A 24,138-nucleotide genomic window follows, 5' to 3' on the forward strand; every position below is an offset into this window, starting at 1 on the left:
AAGGGCTACGACTTCCCGAGGTAGTGAGCGTTCAAGGGGATTGATCAGAGGATGTTGAACAAGAGCTTCAACGTGTTTTGCGGGCCATTGATCGAGATATTGCTGAATTCAAACCAGCCTTGGGCCTGGACATTCAAGTCAAATACATAGATGTAGCCCATCACAGTGCCTGCGCCGTTACAGACTTCGCTGATGTTGCCCACCTGACAGACCGGCGTGCGTTGCCCATTCAATTCGGCGCCATTGAAGCGCCCCATCGGGCTTTTGCCCAGGCCGACCTCCATCACCGAGACCTTGGTCGGCCCACGATGAGTACACATCTGGGTGGTCGTCACATCTGTGGGGATGGTTTCCGTGCAACGCGCCGACTCGACCTTGAACACCCGCACCTCGCTCAACGGCGGTGCAGCCGCGCCCCACACCGGTGCCACAAGCCCCAGGCCGATTGCGGCGAACAGAGCTAGACTGCTGGCGTTGGCTTTTTTCATGCTGAGAACGACCCTGTATTTAACGTCGGCGCAGTATGCCTCAAGGCCAGATTCGAGAATACGCAGCCTATCCGCCACATCGCGTCGGCTGCTGGTATCATGCGCCGCTTTTTCCGATCCTCTCTGAAACCACAGGCGCTTGGCGCAGTTTGTGCTTTGACTTAGAGGTCAACAAATAACGACGCAAAATAGCGTCACAGGGAGCCGGCATGCTGGAAAAGCTGTTTCAACTCAAAGCACACAACACCAACGTGCGCACCGAAATTCTCGCGGGTATCACGACCTTTCTGGCCATGGCCTACATTCTGTTCGTGAACCCGAGCATCCTCGGCGAGACCGGCATGGACAAGGGCGCGGTGTTTGTCGCCACCTGCCTGGCCGCCGCCATCGGTTCGACCGTGATGGGCCTGATCGCCAACTACCCGATCGCGCTGGCACCGGGCATGGGCCTCAACGCCTTCTTCACCTACACCGTGGTCCTGCACATGGGCCACACCTGGCAAGTCGCGTTGGGCGCGGTATTCATTTCGGCGGTGTTGTTCTTCCTGCTGTCGATCTTCCGCATCCGTGAGTGGATCATCAACAGCATCCCGCTACCGCTGCGCTCGGCGATTGCCGCCGGTATCGGCCTGTTCCTGGCACTGATCGCCCTGCACAACGCCGGCATCGTGGTCAGCAACCCGGCCACCATGGTCGGCCTGGGCGACCTGAAACAACCGGCGCCGATCCTCGCTACCTTGGGTTTCGCGCTGATCGTGGCGCTGGAAGCCCTGGCGGTGCGCGGTGCGGTGCTGATCGGCATCCTGGCGGTGACCATCGTGTCTATCGCGATGGGGTTCACCCCGTTCGGCGGCGTAACCTCGATGCCACCGTCCCTGGCCCCGACCTTCCTGCAACTGGATATTAAAGGTGCGCTGGATATCGGCCTGGTCAGCGTGATCTTCGCCTTCCTGTTCGTTGACCTGTTCGACAACTCCGGCACCCTGATCGGTGTGGCCAAGCGCGCCGGCCTGATGGGCAAGGACGGCCACATGCCGAAAATGGGCCGTGCACTGATCGCCGACAGTACCGCCGCGATGGCCGGTTCGCTGCTGGGTACGTCGACCACCACCAGCTACATCGAGTCGGCTGCGGGTGTGAGTGCCGGTGGCCGTACCGGTTTGACCGCCATCGTGGTCGCCATCCTGTTCCTGCTGGCGCTGTTCTTCTCGCCACTGGCCGCCAGTGTTCCAGCGTTTGCCACCGCGCCGGCGCTGCTGTTCGTGGCCGTGCTGATGACCCAGGGCCTGGCCGAAATCGACTGGGATGACATTACCGTTGCAGCGCCCGTGGTGGTCACCGCCCTGGCGATGCCTTTCACTTACTCCATTGCCAACGGCATCGCCTTCGGTTTCATCGCCTGGACCGCCATCAAGCTGCTTTCGGGCCGCTACCGTGAGCTGAACCCGGCACTGGTGATCCTGTCGATTCTGTTTGTGATCAAGCTGGGCTGGTTCAACGCATGACTTTTGACGCCGCAAGCTACACCGTTCAACTGCAAGACAAGGTCACGCGCCTGCGTGATCTGTTGGCACCGTTCGACGCCCCCGAACCGCAGGTCTTCGATTCGCCGCTGCAGAACTTTCGCCTGCGCGCGGAGTTCCGCCTGTGGCGCGAGGGCGGGGAGCGCCACTACGCAATGTTCTCCCAGGACGACAAGCGCACGCCGATCCTGATCGAAGAGTTCCCCATCGCAAGCCAGCGCATCAACCAGCTGATGCCGCAACTCAAAGCCGCCTGGCAAGCCAGCGCGGCCCTCAGCCACAAGCTGTTCCAGGTGGAGTTCCTGACCACACTGGCCGGCGACGCGATGATTACCCTGTGCTATCACCGCCCGTTGGACGAACATTGGCACACGGCTGCGAACAAGCTGGCGGCGGATTTGAATGTCAGCATCATCGGCCGCTCCAAGGGCAAGCGCGATGTGATCGGCCACGACTACGTGGTGGAAAAACTCGACGTCGGCGGGCGCACCTTCAGCTACCGTCAACCCGAGGGCGCGTTCACCCAGCCCAACGGCACCGTGAACCAGAAGATGCTCAACTGGGCCTATGAAGCCCTGGGCGATCGCCCGGATGATTTACTGGAGTTGTACTGCGGCAACGGCAACTTCACCCTGCCACTGGCGACCCGCGTGCGTAAGGTACTGGCCACCGAAATCAGCAAGACCTCGGTGAATGCTGCCTTAAGCAACCTCGATGAAAATACAGTGGATAACGTCACGCTGGTGCGCCTGTCTGCCGAAGAGCTCACCGAGGCGCTCAACGAGGTTCGGCCGTTTCGCCGTCTGCACGGCATCGACCTGAAGAGCTACGAATTCGGTAGCGTCTTCGTCGACCCACCGCGCGCCGGCATGGACCCGGACACCTGCGAACTGACCCGTCGCTTCGACAACATCCTGTACATCTCCTGCAACCCGGAGACGTTGGCGGCGAACATTGCGCAACTGCATGACACGCACCGGATTACCCAGTGTGCAATGTTTGACCAGTTCCCATGGACGCACCATATGGAATCCGGGGTGTTATTGACCCGGCGGTAAACTGTGGGAGCTGGCTTGCCTGCGATGGCGGTAGGCCTGCCCTGCATCGGTCAACTGATACACCGCTATCGCAGGCAAGCCAGCTCCCACACTGGGTTTTCATGCATCTGTTGAATCACCGTTATCCAACGGCTCCTTGCGTGGCCGACCGCCCTTCTTGCCATTGGCTCGGGCGGCGGCGGTTTTGGCGGCGCTGCTCTTGCGACCGTTGCGCGACGCTACCAGGCTTGTCGCCAGGTCCATCAAGGGCTGGCTGGTGGCGATGAGCCCGGTGATCGAAACGTCCAGATCCTGCGCCTCACAGCACAGCGCCTTGCCGCCAAAGCCGACCTCCAGTTGCTGAAAGTCCTCCAGGGAAAACCCTTCGAACTCCGGCAACCCGGCTACAGGCAACATGACGCGGCTGCCGTCGCTGAAACCGATGGAAATGCACTCGTGTTCATAGCGCACATTGCTGGCATTTGCGTACAGACGTTTGAGCTTGCGCCCACGGGCGATGGCCTTGTCGACATCGGCGTCAGTGAGCGGCTTATAGGGTACGACTTTGGCTTTTACGATTTTCATAAATTAATCCCCACGCAATCTGGCGCTCTGACCAGATTCAAAATTGTTCTTTGCTCTACGACATCGTGCCGGGCGCTTGCGATGACATAGACACCACGTCGAATGACCAACCCTTGAACCAATTCACCAGCGTCCCAATCCCAGGAATGGTTCTCCAGGCAAACCGTTTGCAGTTTCTCCCACCAGATCCGGCGTGCACGCGCCAGGTAGTGCCGCTGCATGATCGCCTCGCGTAATTCCTTCAAGAGCGCAGTAGGCGGCCGCCTGCGATCCGGCTCTACATCCCACAACTCCACATCCCCATCCAGGAAGCTGAAACGAAAACGCGCATCCCATGCCTTGCCCCTGACATGAACGTGGGGCGGGCAGTGTTCATCCCGCAGAAGCACTGAAATCACATATCCCTTGTAAGCACCTACTTTCATCTTAACCCATCCGTTAGGTTATTTTCCGTCAGGTAACAATTTTCCGTGGCACCCGACAACCGGCTCCATCCTTGCGAAGCTGTTTCACAGATTAGTAACGACGAACAACCCCACGAATGCGGGGTTGTAACCACTCATGCCGAGGGTTGGGACTACCCTGCCAACGCCCGCAAGTCCTGCTCGCTCAGCAACCCCGCGTAATACTTCAACTGAATCCGCGCCAGCAAATACGCATGCCGTGCGCTCGCCCATTCCGGCGTCGAGGTTGATTTTCAATTGATATCTAATCTGATGCTGTGCCGGTATGCCTCAGAATAAGCGTTCGATAATCGAACACATCAGCCGCCTTCAATTGACCAAATTAACCATCCAGTACATTTTATCCGCACAACCAATAATAAGTGTGGAGAGACCTTTATGCCGCCCATCGTGCTGGTGCTCAACGGCCCCAACCTCAACCTGCTCGGCACCCGCGAGCCTGCTACCTACGGGCATGAAACCCTGGCCGACATCGCCGCACTGTGCGGTCGCAGCGCGGAAAACCTGGGGTTGAAAATCGAATTTCGCCAGACCAACCACGAAGGCGAATTGCTCGACTGGATCCACGGCGCCCGCGCGCGTTGCGCCGGTATCGTGATCAACCCGGCGGCCTGGACCCACACCTCCGTAGCGATTCGCGACGCACTGGTGGCCAGTGAAGTGCCGGTGATCGAAGTGCATTTATCCAACGTGCATGCGCGCGAGGCGTTCAGGCATCACTCGTTTGTGTCGCCCATTGCCAAGGCGGTGCTCGCAGGCTTCGGCAGCCATGGTTATCACCTGGCGCTGGAACACTTCAGCCACACCCTCAAAGGATCCGCCCGATGAAACCGCGCATCCTCGCCGGCCTGATCGGCGCCGGCATCCAAGCCTCCCGCACGCCCGCCCTGCATGAACAGGAAGGCGACGCCCAAGGCTTGCGCTACCTGTATCAGTTGATCGATCTGGACGCGCTGCAACTGAACATCAACGCCCTGCCCGACCTGCTGGACGCCGCTGAATTGATGCGTTTTACCGGCTTGAACATTACCTACCCATGCAAGCAGGCAGTGCTGGCATTGCTCGATGAATTGTCTGACGAGGCGCGAGGCATTGGCGCCGTCAACACCGTGGTGTTCAAGGACGGTAAGCGCATTGGCCACAACACGGATTGCCTGGGGTTTGCCGAAGGTTTCCGGCGCAACTTGCATGACGTCGCGCGAGAACGGGTGGTACAGATGGGCGCCGGCGGTGCGGGCGCAGCTGTGGCCCATGCCTTGTTGGCCGAAGGCGTGCAGCACTTGAGTATTTTTGACGTGGACATGGCCCGCGCCCGCGACCTGGTGGATAACCTTGCGCAGCATTTTGGTGCCGGTCGTGCCCAGGTCGGTAACCACCTGGAAAACGCCATGGCCGAGGCGGATGGCCTGGTGAACACCACGCCCATGGGCATGGCCAAGCTGCCCGGCACGCCGGTACCGCCTGCGCTGTTGCGAGCCCAATTGTGGGTCGCGGAAATCGTGTATTTCCCGCTGGAAACCGAATTGCTGCGCAACGCCCGCGCCCTGGGTTGCCGAACGCTGGACGGCGGCAATATGGCGGTGTTTCAGGCGGTGAAGGCGTTTGAGTTGTTCAGTGGCCAAACACCGGATGCGCAGCGAATGCTGGCGCACTTTCAGAGCATGAATGGCTGACTGCCGAAACTGAATCAAAAAATGTGGGAGCTGGCTTGTTGTGGCGAGCAAGCTTGCTTGCGCTGGGGTGCGAAGCGCCCCCAAAAAAGCCGGAGACTGCTGCGCAGTCAGCGGGAGCAAGCTCCCTCGCCACAACAAACCAGCTCCCACACTGGTTGCATTCCAGATTGGGAATCGGGTGAATTCAAGCCTGCAAGTACCGCATCACCGACTCACAAATCATCTCCCGATGCCGCTGTTTAATCGCTTCGTCCGACAGCTCGATCTGAAAAATCTCACTGAACGTATGGCGGTTGGACACCCGGTAAAAGCTGAATGAGTTGATCAGCAGGTGCACATCCAGAGGCTCCAGCCCTTCGCGAAACACCCCCATCTCGGCACCCCGCCGCAATGTGGCGCCCAGTGCTTCGAGGATGTTGCTGTTCATCGCCTTGATTGAATCCGAGCGCTTCACGTATTCCGCGTTGTGGATATTTTCGATGCTGACGATGCGCACGAAATCCACGTTCTGGTCGTGGTGATCAAAGGTGAATTCCACCAGACGACGGATCGCCTCACGCGGTTCCAGGGCCGTGAGGTTCATGCGGGTTTCGGTGTTGCGGATATCGCCGTAGAGTTTTTCCAGCACCTCGACGTACAACTGCTCCTTGCTGCCGAAGTAGTAATAGATCATGCGTTTGGAGGTGTGGATACGCTCGGCGATCGCATCCACGCGCGCGCCGGACAGGCCCTGCTGAACAAACTCGACGATGGCTTCCTGCAGGATGTTTTCGCGGGTCTTTTCCGGGTTGTTCTTGCGACTCTTGCGCGGTGTGTCTGGCACGGCGGAGAGGTCGGGGGTCAGGGTCATGGTGCGCTCACGGCCATTTTTGTTGTGCAGGCGGCGATTATGGGCCGAGGCGCTTCCCGAAGGAAGCACCTGGCCCGGCCGTTATAAACGCGCCTGACGTACCGCACCGCTGCGCGATTTGGCCATCGCCGCCAGGCGCACCGCCACGTTGGCCGCGCCATACCCGGCATAGCCGTTTTTGCGCTGGATAATCTCGAAGAAAAACCGCCCCTCAAAAGCCTCGGTGTACACATGAAACAACTCACCGCCCTGGGCGTCACGGTCGTACAACACGTTGTAGTACGCCAGTTCGCTGAGGAACTCATCGTCGAAATCAAACCGTGCGGCCAGGTCGTCGTAGTAGTTGAGCGGGATATCCAGTAACGGCACGCCGGCCGCTTTGGCGCGGCTGACCTCTGCGAAAATATCCGCGCAGTCAAAAGCAATGTGGTGCACGCCCGAACCACGATAACTCGACAGCGCGTGGGAAATTGCCGTGTTGCGGTTCTCGGAAATATTCAGCGGCAAGCGGATCGAGCTGCAACGGCTGCGCAACGCTCGGCTTTTCACCAGGCCATAAGGGTCGGGCAGCACCACTTCGTCATCGGCTTCGAAATCCAGCAGGCTCTTGTAGAACAGCACCCAACTGTCGAGGCTGTCGGCCGGCAAGGCCATGGCCATATGGTCGATGCGCAGCAGGCCGCCGCTGGACGCCGTTGCCGCTTGCAAGTTGAAGTCGGTGTCGTACAGCGCGCCCTCGGCAGGGTCGACCAGATAAATCAGGCTGCCATCTGGCGCACGCACCGCCGCCAGCTCCAGCTCGTTAGGCCCGACCAGCCCGCGATACGGCTGGCCTTTGTAGGCCACTGCCCGCTCCAGCGCCTTGGCGCTGTCCTTGACCCGAATCGCCGTGGCGCACAACGACGGGCCGTGGGCTTCGAAAAAGTTGTGGGCAAACGAATAGGGTTCACAGTTGAGGATCAGGTTGATATCACCCTGACGCAGCAGGCTCACGCTCTTGGAACGGTGCTGGCCAGCCTTGACGAACCCCAGGCGCTCCAGCCAGTGGGTCAGCTTGGCACCGAGGCTTTCATCCACGGCAAACTCGAGGAATTCGATGCCGTTGTATTCACTGGCCGCCGGGGTATCAAACAGAATCTCGACGGGCTGGGCCGGCGCCTCCTGCTTGAGGCGTTCGCGGGTTTTCTCCTCCAGGTACAGCAGCGAACGCAAGCCATCCGCCGCATTCGCGCGGGTCGGCGCGGCGCGGAAACCGTCGTTGAAAATCTCCAGGGACAACGGCCCGGTGTAGCCACTTTTGATGATCGGCGCGAGAAAACCTGCCAGGTCAAATTCGCCCTGCCCCGGAAAACAGCGGAAATGCCGGCTCCACTCCAGCACATCCATGGCCAGAACCGGCGCGTCGGCCATTTGCACAAAGAAGATCTTGTCGCCGGGAATGTCGGCGATGCCGCTAGGGTCGCCCTTGAGCGACAGCGTGTGGAAGCTGTCGAGCAACACGCCCAGGTTTGGATGATCGACCTGGCGCACCAGGTTCCACACCTGCTGCCAGGTGTTCACATGTTTGCCCCAGGCCAGCGCTTCATAGCCGATACGCAAACCACGGCGACCGGCGTGCTCGGCCAGCAAGCTGAGGTCATCGAGCAAAATGCGCTCATCGCCCACGCAATCCGCCGAAGCATTGCTGCACACCAGCACCAGGTCGGTGCCCAGCTCCTGCATCAAATCGAATTTGCGTTCGGCGCGCTCCAGGTTGCGCGCCAGGCGGTCGCGGCGGCATCCTTCAAAGTCGCGAAACGGCTGGAACAAGGTGATGGCAATGCCCAGGTCGGCGCACATCTGCCTAACTTCCCGCGGGCTGCCGTCGTAATACAACAGGTCGTTCTCGAAGATCTCAACCCCGTCGAACCCGGCAGCGGCGATGGCTTCGAGCTTCTCCGGCAGGGTGCCGCTCAAGGAAACAGTGGCAATGGAACGTTGCATGGGCGACTCCCGGCAGTTTTTATTTGCAGCAAATTATTGGCCCCTAGCCTACACCCAGCAATTAAAATGTACGAACCGGTTAGTTTTTCGTGCGATTACCGAACACTATGCCCTGTTGGCGAATTGACGACTTTTTAACCACTGCGCACCATCGAACCTGCACCAAGACCCAGAACACACCATAAAAATTTCAAAAACGGGTACGACCTCATGCCTTCGCAAAACTCCGCTCTGGCCGCGCGCCCGGGCAACCCGCACGCCGGCATCGGCGACAAGATCCGTGGCGCCATGGCCGTGGGTAAAACGCGCTGGGGCATGCTGGCCCTGGTGTTCTTCGCCACCACCCTGAACTACATCGACCGCGCCGCCCTGGGCGTGATGCAACCGATCCTGGCCAAAGAGATGAGCTGGACGGCGATGGACTACGCCAACATCAACTTCTGGTTCCAGGTCGGTTATGCCATCGGTTTTGTGCTGCAAGGCCGGCTGATTGACCGTGTGGGCGTCAAGCGCGTGTTCTTCTGCGCCGTGCTGCTGTGGAGCCTGGCCACCGGCGCCCACGGCCTGGCCACCTCGGCGGTGGGCTTTATGGTCTGCCGCTTTATCCTCGGCCTGACCGAAGCCGCCAACTACCCGGCGTGCGTCAAGACCACGCGTTTGTGGTTCCCGGCCGGTGAGCGCGCAGTGGCCACCGGCATCTTCAACGCCGGCACCAACGTCGGCGCGATGATGACCCCAATGCTGCTGCCGCTGATCCTGCACGTGTGGGGCTGGCAGGCGGCGTTCCTGTGCATGTCGGCACTCGGCGCGATCTGGCTGGTGTTCTGGGGGTTGAAGTACTACAACCCGGAAGACCACCCGACCGCCAAACAATCCGAATTGGACTACGTGCAACAGGAAGCCGAACCCGAGCAACCGAGCGTGCCGTTCAGCCGCATCCTGCGCATGCGCGGCACCTGGGCCTTCGCCCTCGCCTACGCCATGACCGCGCCGGTGTTCTGGTTCTACCTGTATTGGCTGCCGCCGTTCCTGAACCAGCAATACAACCTGGGCATCAACGTGACCCAGATGGGCATCCCGCTGATCATCATTTACCTGACCGCCGACTTCGGCAGTGTGGGCGGCGGGATCCTGTCGTCATTCCTGATCGGCCGCGGGATGAATGCGATCAAGGCGCGGCTGTTGTCGATGCTGCTGTTTGCCTGCTGCATCGTTGGCGTAATCATGGCTGCCGGTTCCAGCCAGCTGTGGGTTGCAGTGTTCGCCATTTCCCTGGCGATCGGCGCGCACCAGGCCTGGACTGCCAATATCTGGAGCCTGGTGATGGACTACACGCCCAAGCACATGATGAGCACGGTGTTCGGTTTCGGCGGCATGTGCGCGGCCATCGGCGGCATGTTCATGACCCAGGTCGTCGGGCACATCCTTACCGTGACCAACAACAACTACACCGTGTTGTTCACCCTGATCCCGGCGATGTATTTCATTGCGCTGACCTGGATGTACTTCATGGCGCCGCGCAAGATTCCCACAGTCGACGTGTAACTCACCGCCGCCGCTGCTGCCAGGCAGCGGCCAGCCCGCTCATGCAGATCACCCCGATGCCGACCACCGTGGTCACGTCGGGGGTATGGCTGAACACCAACCAACCCAACAATCCCGCAAACACGATCTGGCAATAGCCAAACGGTGCCAGCAAGGCTGGCGCCGCGAAGCGGAACGCCTGGGTCAGCATCAAGTGCGCGGTCATGCCGCAAGTGCCCAGCGCCAGCATCAAACAGGCATGCCACAGCGTCGGGACCTGCCAGAAGAACGGCACCAGCGCGCTCATCACCAAGGTATTGCACAGCCCGGCGAAGAAGTTGCTGGTGGTCGGTGTGTCGTATTGGCTGAGGATGCGCGTGAGCAATTGGTAGAAACAGAAGAACATCGCCGAACACAGCGGCAGCAACACCGCAGGCGTGAACAACTCGCCGCCGGGGTGGATGATGATCAGCACACCGACAAACCCGCAGATCACCGCCAGCCATTGGCCACGCGTGACGTGCTCGCCGAGCAAGGGCACCGACAGCGCCGTCACCAGGATCGGCGCCAGGAAGTTCACCGCCGTGGCTTCCGCCAACGGGATATAATGCAGCGCCGCGGTAAAAAACAGACTTGTGCCCAGCAGGCACAACGCCCTCACCACCTGCATGCCCGGCCGCTTGCTGCGCAGCACCCGCAAGCCGGATTGCGGCAGGAAAATCCCGGCCATCAGCAAGGTGTGCACCAGGTAGCGCGCCCACACCACCATCACAATCGGGTAGAACCCGGCCAGGTATTTGGACAAGGCGTCGTGGCTGGAGAACAGAAACGTCGCCAGCACAATCAGCAGGATGCCTTTGAAAGGATGGTTGACGCCGGAAAGCGGTGTGCTGACAGTCATTGAATTCTCTTGCATGGCGGGCTGAACGCATTTGCACTTAACCCGGTAATCTAGCAGCCGGGCTTGCGTCTGCCCCAAGAGCATAACCAAACACCGTGCGAACAGCGCACTAAATCACGGGTTTCGAGTCCAACGCTGCACGTTCACCGTCGTGTTGCACATTTTTCAACCAAGGCCATGTCGCTATGAAAAAAACACTCTTTGTTCTTTCTGCCCTTGCCCTGCTCACCGCGTGCAACAAGGAACCCAAGGAAGCCCCAAAACCCGCCCCCGCTTCCGTGCAAGCCACGCTGGTACCGGCAAACCCACCGACCGATAAATGGGTCGGCAAATGGATCGGCGTCGAAGGCCTGAACCTGACCATCGCCAAGGACGACAGCATCGGCCGTGGGCACTACCTGCTGACCATGAAATACGGCCTTGATGCCGACGACGCCGGCACCTTCAAAGGCGAAGCCAATGAAGACGGCATCAGTTTCACCCGCCCGGACGGCCCGCAACAGCTGAGCGCCGGCGACGGTGAAGCCACGGGCCTTAAATGGCTGGCAGATAAAAAAGACTGCCTGATCGTCGACACCGGCGAAGGCTACTGCCGCGACTGAGGCGGCAAACCTGACATAACTTTCATCTGGCGCCCCTGCCGACACGGCCTGACAGCAGCGATACTAGGCAGCTCTCGTTGCTTGTCAGACAGCCGGGCTGGCGCCATGCCCCTGCACCAACAACACTGCTCTTAAAATAAAGAGCGCAGGCTTAACGAGAGGACTGCACCCATGCTATGGAAAAAAGGCCGACGCAGCGACAACGTGGTGGACGCCCGCGATGACAGTGGTGGCGGCGGCGGTGGCGGCATGCGCTTTGGCGGCGGCAAAGGCCTGAGCCTCACGGCGATTGTGCTGATCGTCGGCATCGGCTGGCTGACCGGCCAGGACCCGATGCAGATCCTCGGCCAACTAAGCGGCCAAATGGAGCAAGCGCCCCCGGCGAGTACGCAGGCGCGCCAGGCGCCGCCGGCCAATGATCAACAGGCCGATTTCGTGCGCGCCGTGCTGGGCGACACGGAAGACACCTGGGGCCAGGTGTTCAAGGAAAACGGGTTGGCCTACAAGAACCCGAAACTGATTCTGTTCCGTGGCCGGGTCAACTCCGCCTGCGGTGGCGCCACCTCGGCCAGCGGCCCGTTCTACTGCCCGGCCGACCAGCAAGTGTATCTGGACCTGGATTTCTTCCGGGAGATGTCGCAACGCTTCAAGGCTTCGGGCGAGTTCGCCCAGGCGTATGTGATCGCCCACGAAGTCGGGCACCACGTGCAAACGCTGCTGGGCATCTCGGCCAAGATTCAGGCCGCACGCCAGCAAGGCCGGCAGATGGAAGGTGACGGCGGTTTACTGGTACGCCAGGAACTGCAAGCCGACTGTTTCGCCGGCGTGTGGGCCAACCGCGCGCAAAAACGCCTGAACTGGCTGGAGCCCGGCGATATTGAAGCGGCACTGAATGCGGCCAACGCCATCGGCGATGACCGTTTGCAGCAACAGGGTCAAGGGCGCGTAGTGCCGGACTCGTTTACCCACGGCACCTCGGCACAGCGGGTTCGCTGGTTCAAGACCGGCTTCGCAGAGGGCCAGATCTCTCAATGCGACACCTTTACAGCCAAGAGTCTTTAAATGAATAAACGATTGGGGTTGCTGCTTAGCGCATTAGCGATGTGTTCCACCACCACCTGGGCCGCCGAGAAAGAACATGGCGTCAAGGTGGTCAGCCCCGATCGTTTCCAACTGGAGGCCGGCGCCTTGAGCCTGGGCTTGAGCCAGGACTGGCGCCAGCCGCTGCCCAACGTCACCCGCGCATTGATCATCGTGCACGGTCGCCTGCGCAATGCGCAGACCTACCTGCAAAGCGGCGAAGATGCCGCCCAGCACGCAGGCCTTGCCGCCAATACCCTGGTGATCGCGCCGCAGTTTTTGAATGAGTTGGATACCCAGCGCAACCACCTCGACAATCAGGTGCTGCGCTGGAACCACAACGACTGGATGGCCGGCGACCCGTCGACCGGCCCAGGCCAGGTCAGCTCCTACGGCGCCCTCGACCAGATCATCAAGCACCTGGGCAACCGCAAGCTGTTCCCGGCCTTGAAAGAAATCGTGGTAGCCGGCCATTCCGGCGGCGGCCAGGTGGTACAGCGTTTCGCCCTCACCGGCCACGACCACCCGATGTTGCAAACCGAAGGCATCAGCCTGCGTTATGTGGTGGCTAACCCGTCGTCCTACGCCTACTTCAGCCCGCAACGCCCGGTGAAGTTTGATGTGGCCAGTTGCCCAGGCTTCAACGACTGGAAGTACGGCATGCAAAATCTGCCGGATTACGCCAAGGGCCAGAGCGCGCAGCAGTTGGAGCAGGTTTACGTGTCACGCAACATCACCTACCTGCTGGGCCAGCAAGACACCGACCCCAACCACCCGGCGCTGGATAAAAGCTGCGAAGCCGAGACCCAGGGCGCGTATCGCCTGATTCGCGGGCACAACTATTTCGACTACCTCAAGCAGCGCCATCCGCAACTGACGCAGAAGCTGGTGGAAGTGCCTGGGGTTGGGCACGACGGCGATAAGATGTTTACGTCGCCTGAGGGTGAGCAGGTGCTGTTCGGTAAGTAACTGACAAAACCGGATCAAACATGTGGGAGCTGGCTTGCCTGCGATGCAGACACCTCGGTCTAACAGGCATAGCGAGGTGATGCTATCGCAGGCAAGCCAGCTCCCACACAAGCTCAACTGCCACACAAGCCCGACCAAGGTGCCTGGGTTAGAGCATTCGGCGCAACGCCGCGCAATCCTCAGCATGCCAATCCGCCAGTTCCGGCCACGGGTTCTCGGGCAGATTAACCAATACCGTCCTGGTCCCCGCCGCCCGGCCACAAACCAGATCAAAGCGGTAATCCCCAACCATCACCATCGCGCTCGGCGCTACCTTCCAGGCAGTCGCCAGTTTCAGCAACCCACCCGGATCCGGCTTGGGCGGCGCATCATCACGCCCCAGCACATCCTCGACGGCAAAGCAGTCCGCCAGGCCAATCGCTTCAAGGGTGATATGCGCCAACTCGCGCGCATTGCGCGTCAGGATGCCCAGGCGATAGCTCCGCCCGGCCAGCTCGCGCACCAGCTCCACCGCGCCAACAGCAGCAACCGACCCCACAGCCAGCTCGCGCTCGTGCTCAAGCAACCAGGCATGCTTGGCCGCCGCCACATCCGCTGGCAATGCCGCCAGGTGCGTGAGAATGTCGTCTTCAGGTGGAATATCGAGCGCCACGCGAATCGCCACAAAATCATGCACGGCCACCGTGAGGGTGCCGTCCATGTCAAAAACCCAGTGCTTAACGTCCGACAGGCTCATGCCCAATCCTTGCGATGGCGAATCAAGCCTTCCTGGGTCACCGAAGCCACCAGTTGCCCGGCGCGGTTGTACACGCTGCCACGGGAGAAACCCCGTGAGTTACCGGCCCACGGGCTGTCCATCGCATACAAAAGCCAGTCATCGGCGCGCAGGTCGGCGTGGAACCACAGCGCATGGTCAAGGCTGGCGACCTGCATGTCTTTCTGCCAAACCGTCTTGCCGTGGGGCAGCAGCGAGGTCGTCAGCAAGCCGAAATCCGAGGCATAGGCCAGCAGGTATTTATGCAGCGCCGGCGAATCGGCCAATGCGCCGTCAGCACGAAACCACACGTACTTGACCGGGTCGGACGGCTGCGGGTTGAACGGGTCTTTTTCGGTGACCGGGCGCACTTCGATCGGCTTGGGGCACAGCAGCTTGTCGCGCATGTGCTCGGGAATCAGGTGCGCGCGTTGCTTGGTCAGTTCCAGCTCCGACGGCAGGTTTTCCGGGCCGACCACCACGGGCATGGTGGTCTGGTGCTCGAAGCCTTCTTCGTCATACTGGAACGAGGTGGTGCAGGTGAAAATCGGGTTGCCCTTCTGGATCGCCGTGACGCGGCGCGTGCTGAAACTGCCGCCATCGCGCACGCGGTCCACCGAATACACCACTGGCAGTGCAGCATCGCCAGGGCGCAGGAAATAGCCATGCAGGGAATGCACGTGCCGCGCTTCCTCTACGGTCTGGCTGGCGGCCGACAGCGACTGGCCCAGCACTTGGCCGCCGAACAGTTGGCGAAAGCCCAGGTCCTGGCTGCGGCCGCGAAAGAGGTTTTCCTCGATCGGTTCCAGGGTCAGCAAGTCCACCAGATCTTCCAATACTTGGCTCATAGAGCAACTCCTACAATCAATAGGGCATTCCGGGCTGCTTATCCGTGCAGCGTGTCCAACCATTGGGCGCGGGTGATGCGGTACAACACATGATGGCGCAGCGGGTCATCGGCTGCGACCTTGGGGTGTTCAAAATCTGCCTGCGGATCGTAATGCATACCGATGGCCTGCATGACTTTTTGTGATGGCAGATTGGATTCGGTGGTAAAGGCAAGGATTTCGTCCAACTGCAGCCGGTCGAAACCACAGCGCAGCGCGGTCCACGCCGCTTCACTGGCATAACCCAGGCCCCAATGCTCGTGGGCCAGGCGCCAGCCAATTTCTACCGCTGGGGTAAAGTTGGCCTCGAAGTTGACGTTTAGCAGCCCGGTCAGGCCGATAAATTCGCCGGTATCCTTACGCTGCAAGGCCCAAAGGCCAAAGCCATATTCGGCAAAATGCCCGCGAATACGGCCGATCAGCGCGGCGCTTTCCAGGTGGCTCAGCTTGGCCGGGAAATAGCGCATTACCTGCGGGTCGGCGCACATGCGTGCAAATTCCGTCAGGTCGCTGTCACGCCATTGGCGCAGCACCAGCCGTGCGCTTTCCAATTCCAGTATCGGCTCCATGGGTCCCCCTCCCTTGCCATGTGCGTGAGTGTACAGCGCTGGTAAGATCCGTCGCAGGTTCCCGTCAGAAAATCCCATGCCTTTGCCATTGATCTACCACGATGACTACAGCCCTGAGTTCCCGGCGGACCACCGGTTCCCCATGGACAAGTTCCGCCTGTTGCGTGACCACCTGGTGAGCAGCGGCCTGACCCAGGACAGCCACTTGCTGCGACCCGAGGTCTGCCCCGCCGAGATTCTGGCCCTGGCCCATGAACCTGGGTATATCGAGCGCTACATGAGCGGTGAGCTGTCCCGCGAAGACCAGCGACGCCTCGGCCTGCCCTGGAACGAAGCCCTGGCGCGGCGCACCGTGCGTGCAGTTGGCGGCTCAATTCTCGCAGCAGAAAAAGCCCTGGGACACGGCCTGGCCTGCCACCTGGCGGGCGGCACGCACCACGCCCATTACGACTACCCGGCGGGCTTTTGCATCTTCAATGACCTGGCGGTGATCAGCCATTACCTGCTGGCCAGCGGGCGGGTCAACCGCGTGCTGATCTTCGACTGCGACGTGCATCAGGGCGACGGCACTGCGCGCATCCTCCATGACACACCGGACGCCATCACCGTGTCGCTGCACTGCGAAAAGAACTTCCCGGCGCGCAAGGCCCAGAGCGACTGGGACATCCCGCTGCCCATGGGCATGGGCGATGCCGACTACCTCAAGGTGGTCGACGACGCGCTCAACTACCTGTTGCCGCTGTACCAGCCCGACCTGGTGCTGTACGACGCCGGGGTGGATGTACACAAGGACGACGCCCTCGGTTACCTCAAACTGACAGACGCAGGCGTGGCCGCACGCGATGAAAGCGTGATGCGCCACTGCCTGGGCCGCGACATTCCAGTGATGGGCGTGATCGGCGGCGGCTACAGCAAAGACCGCCCGGCCCTGGCCCGCCGCCACGGCATCCTGCACCACAGCGCACAACGGGTGTGGGCGTCATCAGGTTGTCATTGAGTTGTGGGCGTTACCCACAATGCCTGTGGAACGGCCTGTGGATAACTTGAGCGTAAGGGTCTGAAAGCCAGCAGCCGTATGGCGTGTAGGAAAGTGTACGTTTTTTGATCAGGCAGCTACGCCGTCGTCGGGTAGAATGCTCGGCCTATTCAAGCGACCGTAGCCCTGCCCATGCCCCAGACCCCTTCCCAACACGTCACTATTATCGGCGGCGGCCCTGCCGGGTTGATGGCCGCGGAAGTCTTGAGCCAGGCGGGCGTGCGGGTAGACGTGTACGACGGCATGCCTTCAGTGGGGCGCAAGTTCCTGCTGGCCGGCGTGGGCGGCATGAACATCACCCACTCCGAGGCGTACCCGGCGTTCCTGTCGCGTTACGCCGAACGCGCGCCGCACATGGCGCCGTTGTTGCGCGCGTTTGGCGCAGAGGCTTTGTGCGAGTGGATTCATGGCCTGGGTATCGAGACCTTTGTCGGCACCTCCGGCCGTGTATTCCCCACCGACATGAAAGCCGCCCCACTGCTGCGCGCCTGGCTCAAGCGCCTGCGCGACCAGGGCGTGGTTATCCACACCCGGCATCGCTGGCTGGGCTGGACCGACGACGGCGGTTTACTTATCCACAGCCCGGACGGCGATAAAACTGTCCACAGCGACGCGGTGTTGCTGGCCTTGGGTGGCGGCAGCTGGTCGCGTTTGGGCTCCGACGGTGCCTGGCTCAAGTTGCTGGAAGATAAAGGCGTGCCCTACACCGCGCTGCAACCGAGCAATTGCGGCTTCGAAGTGTCGGGCTGGAGCGAGTTGATGGTCAGCAAATTCGCGGGCGCGCCGCTGAAGAACGTCGCCATCGGCCTTGGGGAGGACAAGCCTCGACTGGGCGAATGCGTCGTCACCGCCATGGGCATCGAGGGCAGTTTGATCTACGCGTTGTCGGCGCCGATTCGCGAAGCGATCAACCGTGACGGCTCAGCCACTGTGCATATTGACCTGTTGCCGAGCAAGCCGCTGGACAAGGTGCAAGCCGCCTTGGCCAAGCCGCGTGGCTCGCGGTCGATGAGCAAGCATTTGCACAGTCAGTTGGGTTTGGATGGGGTCAAAGCGGCGCTGTTGCGTGAGTTGGCACCCGCTGAACACTTTAATGATCCGGCGCAACTGGCTGTGGATATCAAGGCGTTGCCGCTGACATTGGTGAAACCTCGACCAATGGATGAGGCCATCAGCACCGCAGGCGGCGTGCCGTTTGAAGCGCTGGATGAGCGGCTGATGCTCAAGCAATTGCCAGGCGTGTTCTGTGCGGGGGAGATGCTGGATTGGGAAGCGCCGACCGGCGGGTATTTGCTGACGGGGTGTTTTGCCAGTGGGCGAGCGGCTGGGCGTGGTGTGCTGGAGTGGCTTAAGCGCTGAGTTCAAGTCCGCTATCGCAGGCAAGCCAGCTCCCACATTTTGAGCGGTGAACACCGTCAAATGTGGGAGCTGGCTTGCCTGCGATGAGGCCCTGACAGACTTACTTCTTCTTACGCGGCCCCGTATTAAACACCGGCACCTTACGCACCGGCTTAATCGAAGGCTCAGCTGGCGCCACATCACCACTGTCCACCCACTTACCCAAATTACGCTTGCCGCCACCGCCGCCCGAAGTCTTAGGTTTCTTCGGTTTTTTCGGCTTCTTCACCACCTGCCCACTGGCATCGGTGTCCGGCACGCGGTGCTCCGGTTCGAAATCCGGCTCCATCTTGCGGGTCAGGGTCTGACGCGTGAGCATCTCGATGGCCGACAGCATGTTCACTTCATCGGCACACACCAGCGAAATCGCCTCACCGGTGTTGCCCGCCCGGCCAGTACGGCCGATACGGTGGATGTAGTCTTCAGCCACGATCGGCAGGTCAAAGTTGACCACCAGCGGCAGGTCTTCAATGTCCAGGCCACGGGCCGCCACGTCGGTGGCTACCAGAATTTGCACATCGCTGGACTTGAACCGGTCCAGCGCGCGTTGGCGGGTGGCTTGGGGTTTGTCGCCATGGATACCGTCGGCATTGATGCCCAGGCCCTGCAACTTGTCCACCAGCGCATCCACGCCGTTACGAGTCTTGGCAAACACCAGCACCTGCTTCCAACGGCCTTTGCGCATCAGGTGCACAAACAGCTCCGGCTTGCGCTTCTTGTCCACCGGCACCACCCACTGCTTCACGGTGTTGGCGGCGACGTTGCGCGGGCTCACTTCAATGCTCAGCGGGTCATTGAGCATCTGCCCGGCCAGTTGGCGGATTTCATCGGAGAAGGTCGCGGAGAACAGCAACGTCTGGCGCTTTTTCGGCAGCATGCGATAAATGTTCGCCAGTTCTTCGGAGAAGCCCAGGTCGAGCATGCGATCGGCTTCATCCAATACCAGGGTTTGCAGCTGGTTGAGCTTCAGCGCGTTCTGGCGGAACAGGTCGATCAGGCGGCCAGGCGTGGCCACCAGGATGTCGACGCCCTTGCGCAGTTTCATCATCTGCGGGTTGATGCTCACGCCGCCGTACACCGCGTAAGTGGTCAGCGGCAGGTGCTGCGCGTACTCGGCGACGCTGGCGTGAACCTGCTCGGCCAGCTCGCGGGTCGGGCACAGGATCAGCGCACGCGCCGAGTTGGCGGCGACTTTCGGCCCCTCCATGGTCAGCAATTGCAGGAGCGGCAGGGCGAAACCGGCGGTTTTGCCGGTGCCGGTCTGGGCCGCGGCCATCAGGTCGCGACCAGCCAGCACCGCCGGAATGGCTTGCGCCTGCACCGGCGTCGGGGTCTGGTAGCCAAGCGTCTCAAGGGCGCGCAGCAAGGGTTCGATCAGGCCAAGTGTGGCGAAAGTCATGTGTTTACCGTAGGAAAAGTTCAGCGCCATAAGCGGGTAAAAAAAGCCGTAATGCGCCGCAGTTTACCTTATTTCCGGCTTGGGCTTGCGCCACTGGGGCAGGCTGATCAATAGCACCGCGCTGATGATCACCAGCATCGCCAGGGCTTCTTCCATGCCGATGGTCTCACCGACGAACACAATGCCCAACAACACCGCGACTGCCGGGTTCACATAGGCATAGCTGGTCGCCGCCGCCGGGCGCACGTGCTTGAGCAGGTACATATAGGCATTGAAGGCGATGATCGAGCCGAACACGGCCAAGTACGCCAACGCCAGCCAGCCTTCAATCGGCGGCACAGCCTGCAGCCGTTCGCCGGAGAGCGCACTGCCCACCAACAGCAAGGCACCGGCGACGATCATTTCCGCCGCACTGGCCATCGCGCCGGCAGGTAACGGCAAGTGCCTGCTCCACACCGAGCCAAAAGCCCAGGAGGCAGCGGCGAACAGCAACAACATCGCCCCGGTCGGGCTCGACTGCAGGTTGGAACCCATATTGAGCATGGCAATGCCGATAATCCCCAGCACCACCCCGGCCCATTCCAGGCGGGTATTACGCGCGCCCCAGAAATAGCCGCACAGCAACGTGAACAATGGCACCGTCGCCACCGCCAATGCAGCCACACCTGAAGTAACCCCCGTGTGCTCAGCCACCGACACCGCGCCATTGCCGAACGTCAGCAGCAAAATGCCGATCTTGGCCGCAGCCTTCCACTGCACCCACGTCGGCGCAGGTGCCCCGCGCCAGCGCAAAAAGCCATACATCACCAAACCCGCCACCAAAAAGCGAATCCCGCCGAGCATCAGCGGCGGCCAGTATTCAACGCCGATTCGAATCACCAGGTAGGTAGAACCCCAAATCACATACAGCGCAAAAAAAGCGGCGATCAGCGGTAACGGAAAGCGACGTGGGCCAGGCATTGGGCGGCTTTATGGCAGGAGAGGGGAGGCTTATTCTAAAAAGGCAGCACGCTAAACATAAGTTACAAAACCTGTTTAAAGCGCCCATACACTTTTCAAAGCATGGTTGTGAAGGCTATAAACCGTGCTTTCGAAAGCCACGCGTTACTGGAGCCTTATCATGGACAAATACGACCGCATGCTCCTCAGCGCTCTGCTCGAAGACGGCCGCGCGTCCTACGCGCAATTGGCCCGCACAGTTAACCTCTCCGCGCCCGCCGTGGCCGAGCGCGTGGCCAAACTTGAGGCCAGCGGCGTGATCACCGGGTATCAGGCCAAGGTAGACCTATCCAAAATCGGCCTGCCGATCCAATGCACGATCGAACTGCGCTTGACCAACAACGGCAGCCAAAAGGTATACGACGCCCTCGCTGAAATCCCCGAGCTGACAGAATGCCACCGCGTCACGGGCGACCCATGCGTGATCATGCAGGCGGCGGTGGGTTCGATGCCGGAGTTGGAGAATTTGATTAACCGCGTGGCGAAGTTCGGGTTCAGCAAGACCTCGATTATTTTGTCGAGTGCGATAGAACGGCGGGTGCCGTTGGGGCAGTTGGAGGGAAAAACCACCTGACACCGATCGTTCCCACGCTCTGCGTGGGAATGCAGCCCAGGACGCTCTGCGTCCGCTCTTGAAGTCGTGGCGCAGAGCGTCACCGGAGGCATTCCCACGCGGAGCGTGGGAACGAGCAAAAAGTGGTGGCTGATATACCGCCATCGCAGGCAAGCCAGCTCCCACATTTGACCGAGTCGCCAGGGCTGGATGCGATCTACTGTGGGAGCTTGCTTGCCTGCGATGGCGTCAGTTGCTTCACTGAAGGCTTGAGCGCTGAACAATCAAATCGACAATCTGCTTAATGGTCGTAATGTGATCCCAGTCTTCCTGAGTCGCTTGCAGGTTGAATTGCCATTTGATCTGCATGACGAAGCAGGTCAGGTCGTCATCAATGATCTTGAAGTCATGGATGAAATCCGTTTGCTCGGTCACCTGGCTTCGGTCGATAAAGCCGATGATATCGACGAACAGCTGAATCACTTTTTCGCTGATCTCGGTTCGGGTCAGACTACCTTCCATTTCTCGCCTCATAGGCACACTTACCAATACTGATCAGGTCAAAAATAGCCAACCCTGCAGCAACGAAGGGAATGCCCCGCCCAATAATGCCAAATACTCGAACGGTGCCGAACGTTGCTTTTGCCATCTTGGCCGCTGTCGGTTGCCGGATCAATGTTCGAGGGAAAAAGCGCATTCCAATGAGGCTAGCCAAATTTGTCGTTTTGCTTGAGCCGACGTGGACCCAAGTCCCCACGGCGATTTTGCTGATCGGTATGCCTGCCGCGCCAGTGAGAACCGTTGCCGCCGTCAGGCCGTAGTGTTGCTGCGTGCATTTCCACAGGTCGTCAACAGTGGTGTCAGGCGCCGTTGATTCCGCCTGAATGGGCCGGAGCAACGTGTAACTGGCACCATGAGTCCATCCTGGCGAGTTAGGTAAAACCATGACTGCCGGGCAGCTTGTCATCATGTTTCCCAAATAAAACGTCATGCTGGACGTCGAGCCGAAATCGACGCCATTGCGCTGGAGTTCAGACTGGCTTCGCATGATTGCTGTGTAGAGGTCGCTTTCCTGCATGACGTAGTCCCTTTACGTAAATAGCAGGCGAGATGTTAAGTCGCAAACCGGAGCGATTGGCGGGCGAAGGGAAAAACCAGAAAGGTCCGACGACGCAATAGGGCTTCCCCTACTTACCATTCAGAAAGAATGAAGAAAGCCCTAAAAACAGCTGATGTTTTGGTGGCCAGCAGGACCGATCCCTTTCATTTGCGGGACGTTTCCTAGAGAATTCCACGGCCTTGTTTCCGTCGGTTCAGGTAGCTAGTCTCGCTCTGTCATCGAATGTTCGGTGACTGGACGTGCAAGTCCGACGACGGTAATACGCATCAGCCTTAACTCTCAACGTCTGTATTTCAGGCATTGATTCGTTATGGCAGTTGTACGCGGGAGATCTTCGGATCTACCGGACTCCGTCACGGTCTTGCACACCCGCGTACTGCTGCCACCCTAATTCGTGTGCGAGCGAACGGTTGCAGCTTCTTAACTGACGGAGAAGCTACATCATGGTCAAAGTAACCCCCGATCCACCCAGCTCCAAGCCAGACTTCCTCAGCGAAGACGCCCTCCTCAACCGCCGAGCCATCGACTACTACCTCAAAGCATCCGCCCCGGACGCGCCCAACTTTGTACTCAATGACAACCTGAGCTTCGAAGACGCCCTCGCCCATGCGGCCGACTTGCTGCATTGCGCGGTGGAGACGGTGAATGTGTCGGGTGAAACGCTCAGCACCCAGCAGCGGGCGGTGATGCATTTGGTGGGGATGGCCAAAGGTGTGGTGGATCGGGCGTTGGAGTGTGTGCAGCCTCGATAGCCAGCCGCCGATCGTTCCCACGCTCTGCGTGGGAATGCAGCCCAGGACGCTCCGCGTCCGCTCTTGAAGTCGTGACGCAGAGCGTCACCGGAGGCATTCCCACGCGGAGCGTGGGAACGATCGTCGTAAGGGTTAGAACCCGCGGTGCTTTTTGAGGTGTTCGTTGATCTTCGCTGCGGGCACTTTCTGCAAGGTGCACAGCAAATCGTGGGACAGTTCGCGCAAGCCGTGGGTGCCGCGCAGCTCCCCGATCGTTCCCACGCTCTGCGTGGGAATGCAGCCCAGGACGCTCTGCGTCCGCTCTTGACGTCGTGACGCGGAGCGTCACAGGAGGCATTCCCACGCGGAGCGTGGGAACGATCATCTGCGCTTGAGTTAGAACCCGCGGTGTTTTTTCAGGTGTTCGTTGATCTTCGCCGCAGGCACTTTCTGCAAGGTGCACAGCAAATCGTGGGACAGTTCGCGCAAGCCGTGGGTGCCGCGCAGTTCCTGGGCCAGGTGCGCGGTGAGGTTGGCGGCCATCTCCGCATCCGCCATCGCTCGGTGAGCCTTGCCGGTGTGGGGCAGTTGGGCGAGCGCGTTCAGCGTGCCGAGCTTGTGATTGGGTGCCGACGGCATCAGGCGGCGGGCCAGTAGCAGCGAGCAGGCGAATTTTTGCAGGCGGGTTCGGCGGATCAGGCCCAGTTCAAAGTCCCAGAACCTCTGGTCGAACGCGGCGTTGTGCGCCAGCAGTGGCGTGGTGCCGACAAATTCATTCACTTCATTCATCACCCGCTCAGCCGGTGGCGCGCTGCGCAGCATGGCATTGCTGATGCCGGTGAGTTGTTCGATAAAACCCGGCACGCGTACGCCTGCATTCATCAGGCTTTGGTAGCGGTCCACGATTTGGCCGCGCTCGAGGATAACCACCGCGATTTCCGTGGCCCGGCAGTGGCTGCTCGGGGTGATGCCGGTGGTTTCAAAGTCGATGACCGCTATACGTTCCAAACCTG

At 60.3% G+C, this 24,138-nt stretch carries 26 protein-coding genes and 1 pseudogene; 12 read left to right on the forward strand and 15 right to left on the reverse strand.

Features of this window, described 5'->3' with window-relative positions; translation table 11 throughout:
- Window positions 1-44 precede the first annotated feature (44 nt).
- Window positions 45-488, reverse strand: a complete 444-nt coding sequence (locus HU759_RS26390; protein WP_017139322.1) for a DUF4879 domain-containing protein — start codon at window positions 486-488, stop codon at window positions 45-47.
- A 209-nt stretch (window positions 489-697) separates the two neighbouring features.
- On the opposite strand from HU759_RS26390, the gene HU759_RS26395 reads away from it, so the two are divergent.
- Entirely contained in the window at window positions 698-1,993 is a 1,296-nt protein-coding gene (locus HU759_RS26395; protein ID WP_017139323.1) for an NCS2 family permease, read from the forward strand.
- Entirely contained in the window at window positions 1,990-3,069 is a 1,080-nt protein-coding gene (gene trmA, locus HU759_RS26400) for a tRNA (uridine(54)-C5)-methyltransferase TrmA (RefSeq protein WP_017139324.1), read from the forward strand. Before HU759_RS26395 ends, trmA begins: the two co-directional genes overlap by 4 nt.
- Before the next feature lie 99 nt (window positions 3,070-3,168).
- Here trmA and HU759_RS26405 read toward each other — a convergent pair whose 3' ends face one another.
- Window positions 3,169-3,633, reverse strand: a complete 465-nt coding sequence (locus HU759_RS26405) for a DUF2442 domain-containing protein (protein WP_017139325.1) — start codon at window positions 3,631-3,633, stop codon at window positions 3,169-3,171.
- Window positions 3,630-4,058, reverse strand: a complete 429-nt coding sequence (locus HU759_RS26410; protein WP_099547610.1) for a DUF4160 domain-containing protein — start codon at window positions 4,056-4,058, stop codon at window positions 3,630-3,632. The genes HU759_RS26405 and HU759_RS26410 overlap by 4 nt, the downstream gene beginning before the upstream one ends.
- A 417-nt stretch (window positions 4,059-4,475) precedes the next feature.
- Between HU759_RS26410 and aroQ the strand changes: the two genes are divergently transcribed.
- Window positions 4,476-4,925: a type II 3-dehydroquinate dehydratase gene (gene aroQ / locus HU759_RS26415; protein ID WP_017139328.1), complete on the forward strand. Its 450-nt coding sequence runs from the start codon at window positions 4,476-4,478 to the stop codon at window positions 4,923-4,925.
- Complete coding sequence (locus HU759_RS26420; protein WP_186617094.1) at window positions 4,922-5,770, forward strand: shikimate dehydrogenase; 849 nt, start codon at window positions 4,922-4,924, stop codon at window positions 5,768-5,770. Before aroQ ends, HU759_RS26420 begins: the two co-directional genes overlap by 4 nt.
- A gap of 184 nt (window positions 5,771-5,954) precedes the next feature.
- Here HU759_RS26420 and HU759_RS26425 read toward each other — a convergent pair whose 3' ends face one another.
- Window positions 5,955-6,620 (reverse strand): TetR/AcrR family transcriptional regulator, encoded by a 666-nt coding sequence (locus tag HU759_RS26425; protein ID WP_026013861.1) that lies wholly within the window; start codon window positions 6,618-6,620, stop codon window positions 5,955-5,957.
- Window positions 6,621-6,701: 81 nt separating this feature from the next.
- Window positions 6,702-8,603 (reverse strand): 3-dehydroshikimate dehydratase QuiC, encoded by a 1,902-nt coding sequence (gene quiC, locus HU759_RS26430; protein WP_170038090.1) that lies wholly within the window; start codon window positions 8,601-8,603, stop codon window positions 6,702-6,704.
- 210 nt (window positions 8,604-8,813) lie between these two features.
- On the opposite strand from quiC, the gene HU759_RS26435 reads away from it, so the two are divergent.
- On the forward strand, window positions 8,814-10,148 hold the full coding sequence (locus HU759_RS26435; RefSeq protein WP_017139332.1) for an MFS transporter: 1,335 nt from the start codon (window positions 8,814-8,816) through the stop codon (window positions 10,146-10,148).
- Window position 10,149: 1 nt separating this feature from the next.
- Here HU759_RS26435 and HU759_RS26440 read toward each other — a convergent pair whose 3' ends face one another.
- On the reverse strand, window positions 10,150-11,028 hold the full coding sequence (locus HU759_RS26440; RefSeq protein WP_017139333.1) for a DMT family transporter: 879 nt from the start codon (window positions 11,026-11,028) through the stop codon (window positions 10,150-10,152).
- 185 nt (window positions 11,029-11,213) lie between these two features.
- Between HU759_RS26440 and HU759_RS26445 the strand changes: the two genes are divergently transcribed.
- The 3 genes from HU759_RS26445 to HU759_RS26455 all read left to right on the forward strand — a co-directional run bounded on the left by HU759_RS26445 (window position 11,214) and on the right by HU759_RS26455 (window position 13,679).
- A complete protein-coding gene (locus HU759_RS26445) occupies window positions 11,214-11,630 on the forward strand; it encodes a membrane lipoprotein lipid attachment site-containing protein (protein ID WP_017139334.1) in 417 nt (138 codons plus the stop codon).
- Window positions 11,631-11,801: 171 nt separating this feature from the next.
- On the forward strand, window positions 11,802-12,692 hold the full coding sequence (locus HU759_RS26450; RefSeq protein WP_099547607.1) for a neutral zinc metallopeptidase: 891 nt from the start codon (window positions 11,802-11,804) through the stop codon (window positions 12,690-12,692).
- Complete coding sequence (locus HU759_RS26455; RefSeq protein ID WP_186617095.1) at window positions 12,693-13,679, forward strand: alpha/beta hydrolase; 987 nt, start codon at window positions 12,693-12,695, stop codon at window positions 13,677-13,679.
- Window positions 13,680-13,827: 148 nt separating this feature from the next.
- Here HU759_RS26455 and HU759_RS26460 read toward each other — a convergent pair whose 3' ends face one another.
- Genes HU759_RS26460 through HU759_RS26470 form a run of 3 tightly spaced genes read right to left on the reverse strand, consistent with a single transcriptional unit; the run spans window position 13,828 to window position 15,889 of the window.
- On the reverse strand, window positions 13,828-14,415 hold the full coding sequence (locus HU759_RS26460; protein ID WP_186617096.1) for an HAD family hydrolase: 588 nt from the start codon (window positions 14,413-14,415) through the stop codon (window positions 13,828-13,830).
- A complete protein-coding gene (gene tesB / locus HU759_RS26465) occupies window positions 14,412-15,281 on the reverse strand; it encodes an acyl-CoA thioesterase II (RefSeq protein ID WP_017139338.1) in 870 nt (289 codons plus the stop codon). The genes HU759_RS26460 and tesB overlap by 4 nt, the downstream gene beginning before the upstream one ends.
- Before the next feature lie 38 nt (window positions 15,282-15,319).
- Entirely contained in the window at window positions 15,320-15,889 is a 570-nt protein-coding gene (locus HU759_RS26470) for a GNAT family N-acetyltransferase (protein WP_017139339.1), read from the reverse strand.
- Between the two features lie 76 nt (window positions 15,890-15,965).
- Here HU759_RS26470 and HU759_RS26475 point away from each other — a divergent pair, with 76 nt between their 5' ends.
- Window positions 15,966-16,886 carry a histone deacetylase gene (locus HU759_RS26475; RefSeq protein WP_186617098.1) on the forward strand — a complete coding sequence of 307 codons (921 nt, stop codon included), beginning with the start codon at window positions 15,966-15,968 and terminating at the stop codon, window positions 16,884-16,886.
- A 171-nt stretch (window positions 16,887-17,057) separates the two neighbouring features.
- Window positions 17,058-18,284 (forward strand): TIGR03862 family flavoprotein, encoded by a 1,227-nt coding sequence (locus HU759_RS26480; RefSeq protein ID WP_186617100.1) that lies wholly within the window; start codon window positions 17,058-17,060, stop codon window positions 18,282-18,284.
- A gap of 100 nt (window positions 18,285-18,384) precedes the next feature.
- On the opposite strand, the gene HU759_RS26485 is transcribed toward HU759_RS26480, so the two are convergent.
- Complete coding sequence (locus HU759_RS26485) at window positions 18,385-19,722, reverse strand: DEAD/DEAH box helicase (RefSeq protein WP_026013863.1); 1,338 nt, start codon at window positions 19,720-19,722, stop codon at window positions 18,385-18,387.
- Between the two features lie 63 nt (window positions 19,723-19,785).
- Window positions 19,786-20,682 carry a drug/metabolite exporter YedA gene (gene yedA / locus HU759_RS26490; protein ID WP_017139343.1) on the reverse strand — a complete coding sequence of 299 codons (897 nt, stop codon included), beginning with the start codon at window positions 20,680-20,682 and terminating at the stop codon, window positions 19,786-19,788.
- Between the two features lie 160 nt (window positions 20,683-20,842).
- Between yedA and HU759_RS26495 the strand changes: the two genes are divergently transcribed.
- Entirely contained in the window at window positions 20,843-21,295 is a 453-nt protein-coding gene (locus HU759_RS26495; RefSeq protein WP_017139344.1) for an Lrp/AsnC family transcriptional regulator, read from the forward strand.
- Between the two features lie 237 nt (window positions 21,296-21,532).
- Here the strand turns inward: HU759_RS26495 and HU759_RS26500 are convergent, their stop codons facing one another.
- Window positions 21,533-21,796, reverse strand: a complete 264-nt coding sequence (locus tag HU759_RS26500; protein WP_169987356.1) for an acyl carrier protein — start codon at window positions 21,794-21,796, stop codon at window positions 21,533-21,535.
- Window positions 21,786-22,352: a hypothetical protein gene (locus tag HU759_RS26505; protein WP_186617102.1), complete on the reverse strand. Its 567-nt coding sequence runs from the start codon at window positions 22,350-22,352 to the stop codon at window positions 21,786-21,788. Before HU759_RS26505 ends, HU759_RS26500 begins: the two co-directional genes overlap by 11 nt.
- Before the next feature lie 485 nt (window positions 22,353-22,837).
- On the opposite strand from HU759_RS26505, the gene HU759_RS26510 reads away from it, so the two are divergent.
- Entirely contained in the window at window positions 22,838-23,146 is a 309-nt protein-coding gene (locus HU759_RS26510) for a DUF3077 domain-containing protein (RefSeq protein ID WP_017139347.1), read from the forward strand.
- 132 nt (window positions 23,147-23,278) lie between these two features.
- Here the strand turns inward: HU759_RS26510 and HU759_RS26515 are convergent.
- Both HU759_RS26515 and HU759_RS26520 read right to left on the reverse strand, forming a co-directional pair.
- Window positions 23,279-23,392, reverse strand: a pseudogene (locus tag HU759_RS26515) (3'-5' exonuclease); the annotation flags it as partial.
- 129 nt (window positions 23,393-23,521) lie between these two features.
- Window positions 23,522-24,133: a 3'-5' exonuclease gene (locus tag HU759_RS26520; RefSeq protein WP_099547600.1), complete on the reverse strand. Its 612-nt coding sequence runs from the start codon at window positions 24,131-24,133 to the stop codon at window positions 23,522-23,524.
- Window positions 24,134-24,138: the final 5 nt, after the last annotated feature.

This window comes from Pseudomonas sp. OE 28.3, from assembly GCF_014268205.2.
Classification (GTDB): Bacteria; Pseudomonadota; Gammaproteobacteria; order Pseudomonadales; family Pseudomonadaceae; genus Aquipseudomonas; species Aquipseudomonas edaphica.

Coding starts and splice junctions, on each gene's coding strand:
- HU759_RS26505 (WP_186617102.1), bottom strand. CDS start 22,352: ATGCAGGAAAGCGACCTCTACACAGCAATCATGCGAAGCCAGTCTGAA.
- HU759_RS26445 (WP_017139334.1), top strand. CDS start 11,214: ATGAAAAAAACACTCTTTGTTCTTTCTGCCCTTGCCCTGCTCACCGCG.
- HU759_RS26460 (WP_186617096.1), bottom strand. CDS start 14,415: ATGAGCCTGTCGGACGTTAAGCACTGGGTTTTTGACATGGACGGCACC.
- HU759_RS26410 (WP_099547610.1), bottom strand. CDS start 4,058: ATGAAAGTAGGTGCTTACAAGGGATATGTGATTTCAGTGCTTCTGCGG.
- HU759_RS26455 (WP_186617095.1), top strand. CDS start 12,693: ATGAATAAACGATTGGGGTTGCTGCTTAGCGCATTAGCGATGTGTTCC.
- HU759_RS26395 (WP_017139323.1), top strand. CDS start 698: ATGCTGGAAAAGCTGTTTCAACTCAAAGCACACAACACCAACGTGCGC.
- HU759_RS26420 (WP_186617094.1), top strand. CDS start 4,922: ATGAAACCGCGCATCCTCGCCGGCCTGATCGGCGCCGGCATCCAAGCC.
- aroQ (WP_017139328.1), top strand. CDS start 4,476: ATGCCGCCCATCGTGCTGGTGCTCAACGGCCCCAACCTCAACCTGCTC.
- trmA (WP_017139324.1), top strand. CDS start 1,990: ATGACTTTTGACGCCGCAAGCTACACCGTTCAACTGCAAGACAAGGTC.
- tesB (WP_017139338.1), bottom strand. CDS start 15,281: ATGAGCCAAGTATTGGAAGATCTGGTGGACTTGCTGACCCTGGAACCG.
- HU759_RS26425 (WP_026013861.1), bottom strand. CDS start 6,620: ATGACCCTGACCCCCGACCTCTCCGCCGTGCCAGACACACCGCGCAAG.
- HU759_RS26470 (WP_017139339.1), bottom strand. CDS start 15,889: ATGGAGCCGATACTGGAATTGGAAAGCGCACGGCTGGTGCTGCGCCAA.
- HU759_RS26435 (WP_017139332.1), top strand. CDS start 8,814: ATGCCTTCGCAAAACTCCGCTCTGGCCGCGCGCCCGGGCAACCCGCAC.
- HU759_RS26485 (WP_026013863.1), bottom strand. CDS start 19,722: ATGACTTTCGCCACACTTGGCCTGATCGAACCCTTGCTGCGCGCCCTT.
- HU759_RS26500 (WP_169987356.1), bottom strand. CDS start 21,796: ATGGAAGGTAGTCTGACCCGAACCGAGATCAGCGAAAAAGTGATTCAG.
- quiC (WP_170038090.1), bottom strand. CDS start 8,603: ATGCAACGTTCCATTGCCACTGTTTCCTTGAGCGGCACCCTGCCGGAG.
- yedA (WP_017139343.1), bottom strand. CDS start 20,682: ATGCCTGGCCCACGTCGCTTTCCGTTACCGCTGATCGCCGCTTTTTTT.
- HU759_RS26495 (WP_017139344.1), top strand. CDS start 20,843: ATGGACAAATACGACCGCATGCTCCTCAGCGCTCTGCTCGAAGACGGC.
- HU759_RS26405 (WP_017139325.1), bottom strand. CDS start 3,633: ATGAAAATCGTAAAAGCCAAAGTCGTACCCTATAAGCCGCTCACTGAC.
- HU759_RS26510 (WP_017139347.1), top strand. CDS start 22,838: ATGGTCAAAGTAACCCCCGATCCACCCAGCTCCAAGCCAGACTTCCTC.
- HU759_RS26475 (WP_186617098.1), top strand. CDS start 15,966: ATGCCTTTGCCATTGATCTACCACGATGACTACAGCCCTGAGTTCCCG.
- HU759_RS26450 (WP_099547607.1), top strand. CDS start 11,802: ATGCTATGGAAAAAAGGCCGACGCAGCGACAACGTGGTGGACGCCCGC.
- HU759_RS26440 (WP_017139333.1), bottom strand. CDS start 11,028: ATGACTGTCAGCACACCGCTTTCCGGCGTCAACCATCCTTTCAAAGGC.
- HU759_RS26390 (WP_017139322.1), bottom strand. CDS start 488: ATGAAAAAAGCCAACGCCAGCAGTCTAGCTCTGTTCGCCGCAATCGGC.
- HU759_RS26480 (WP_186617100.1), top strand. CDS start 17,058: ATGCCCCAGACCCCTTCCCAACACGTCACTATTATCGGCGGCGGCCCT.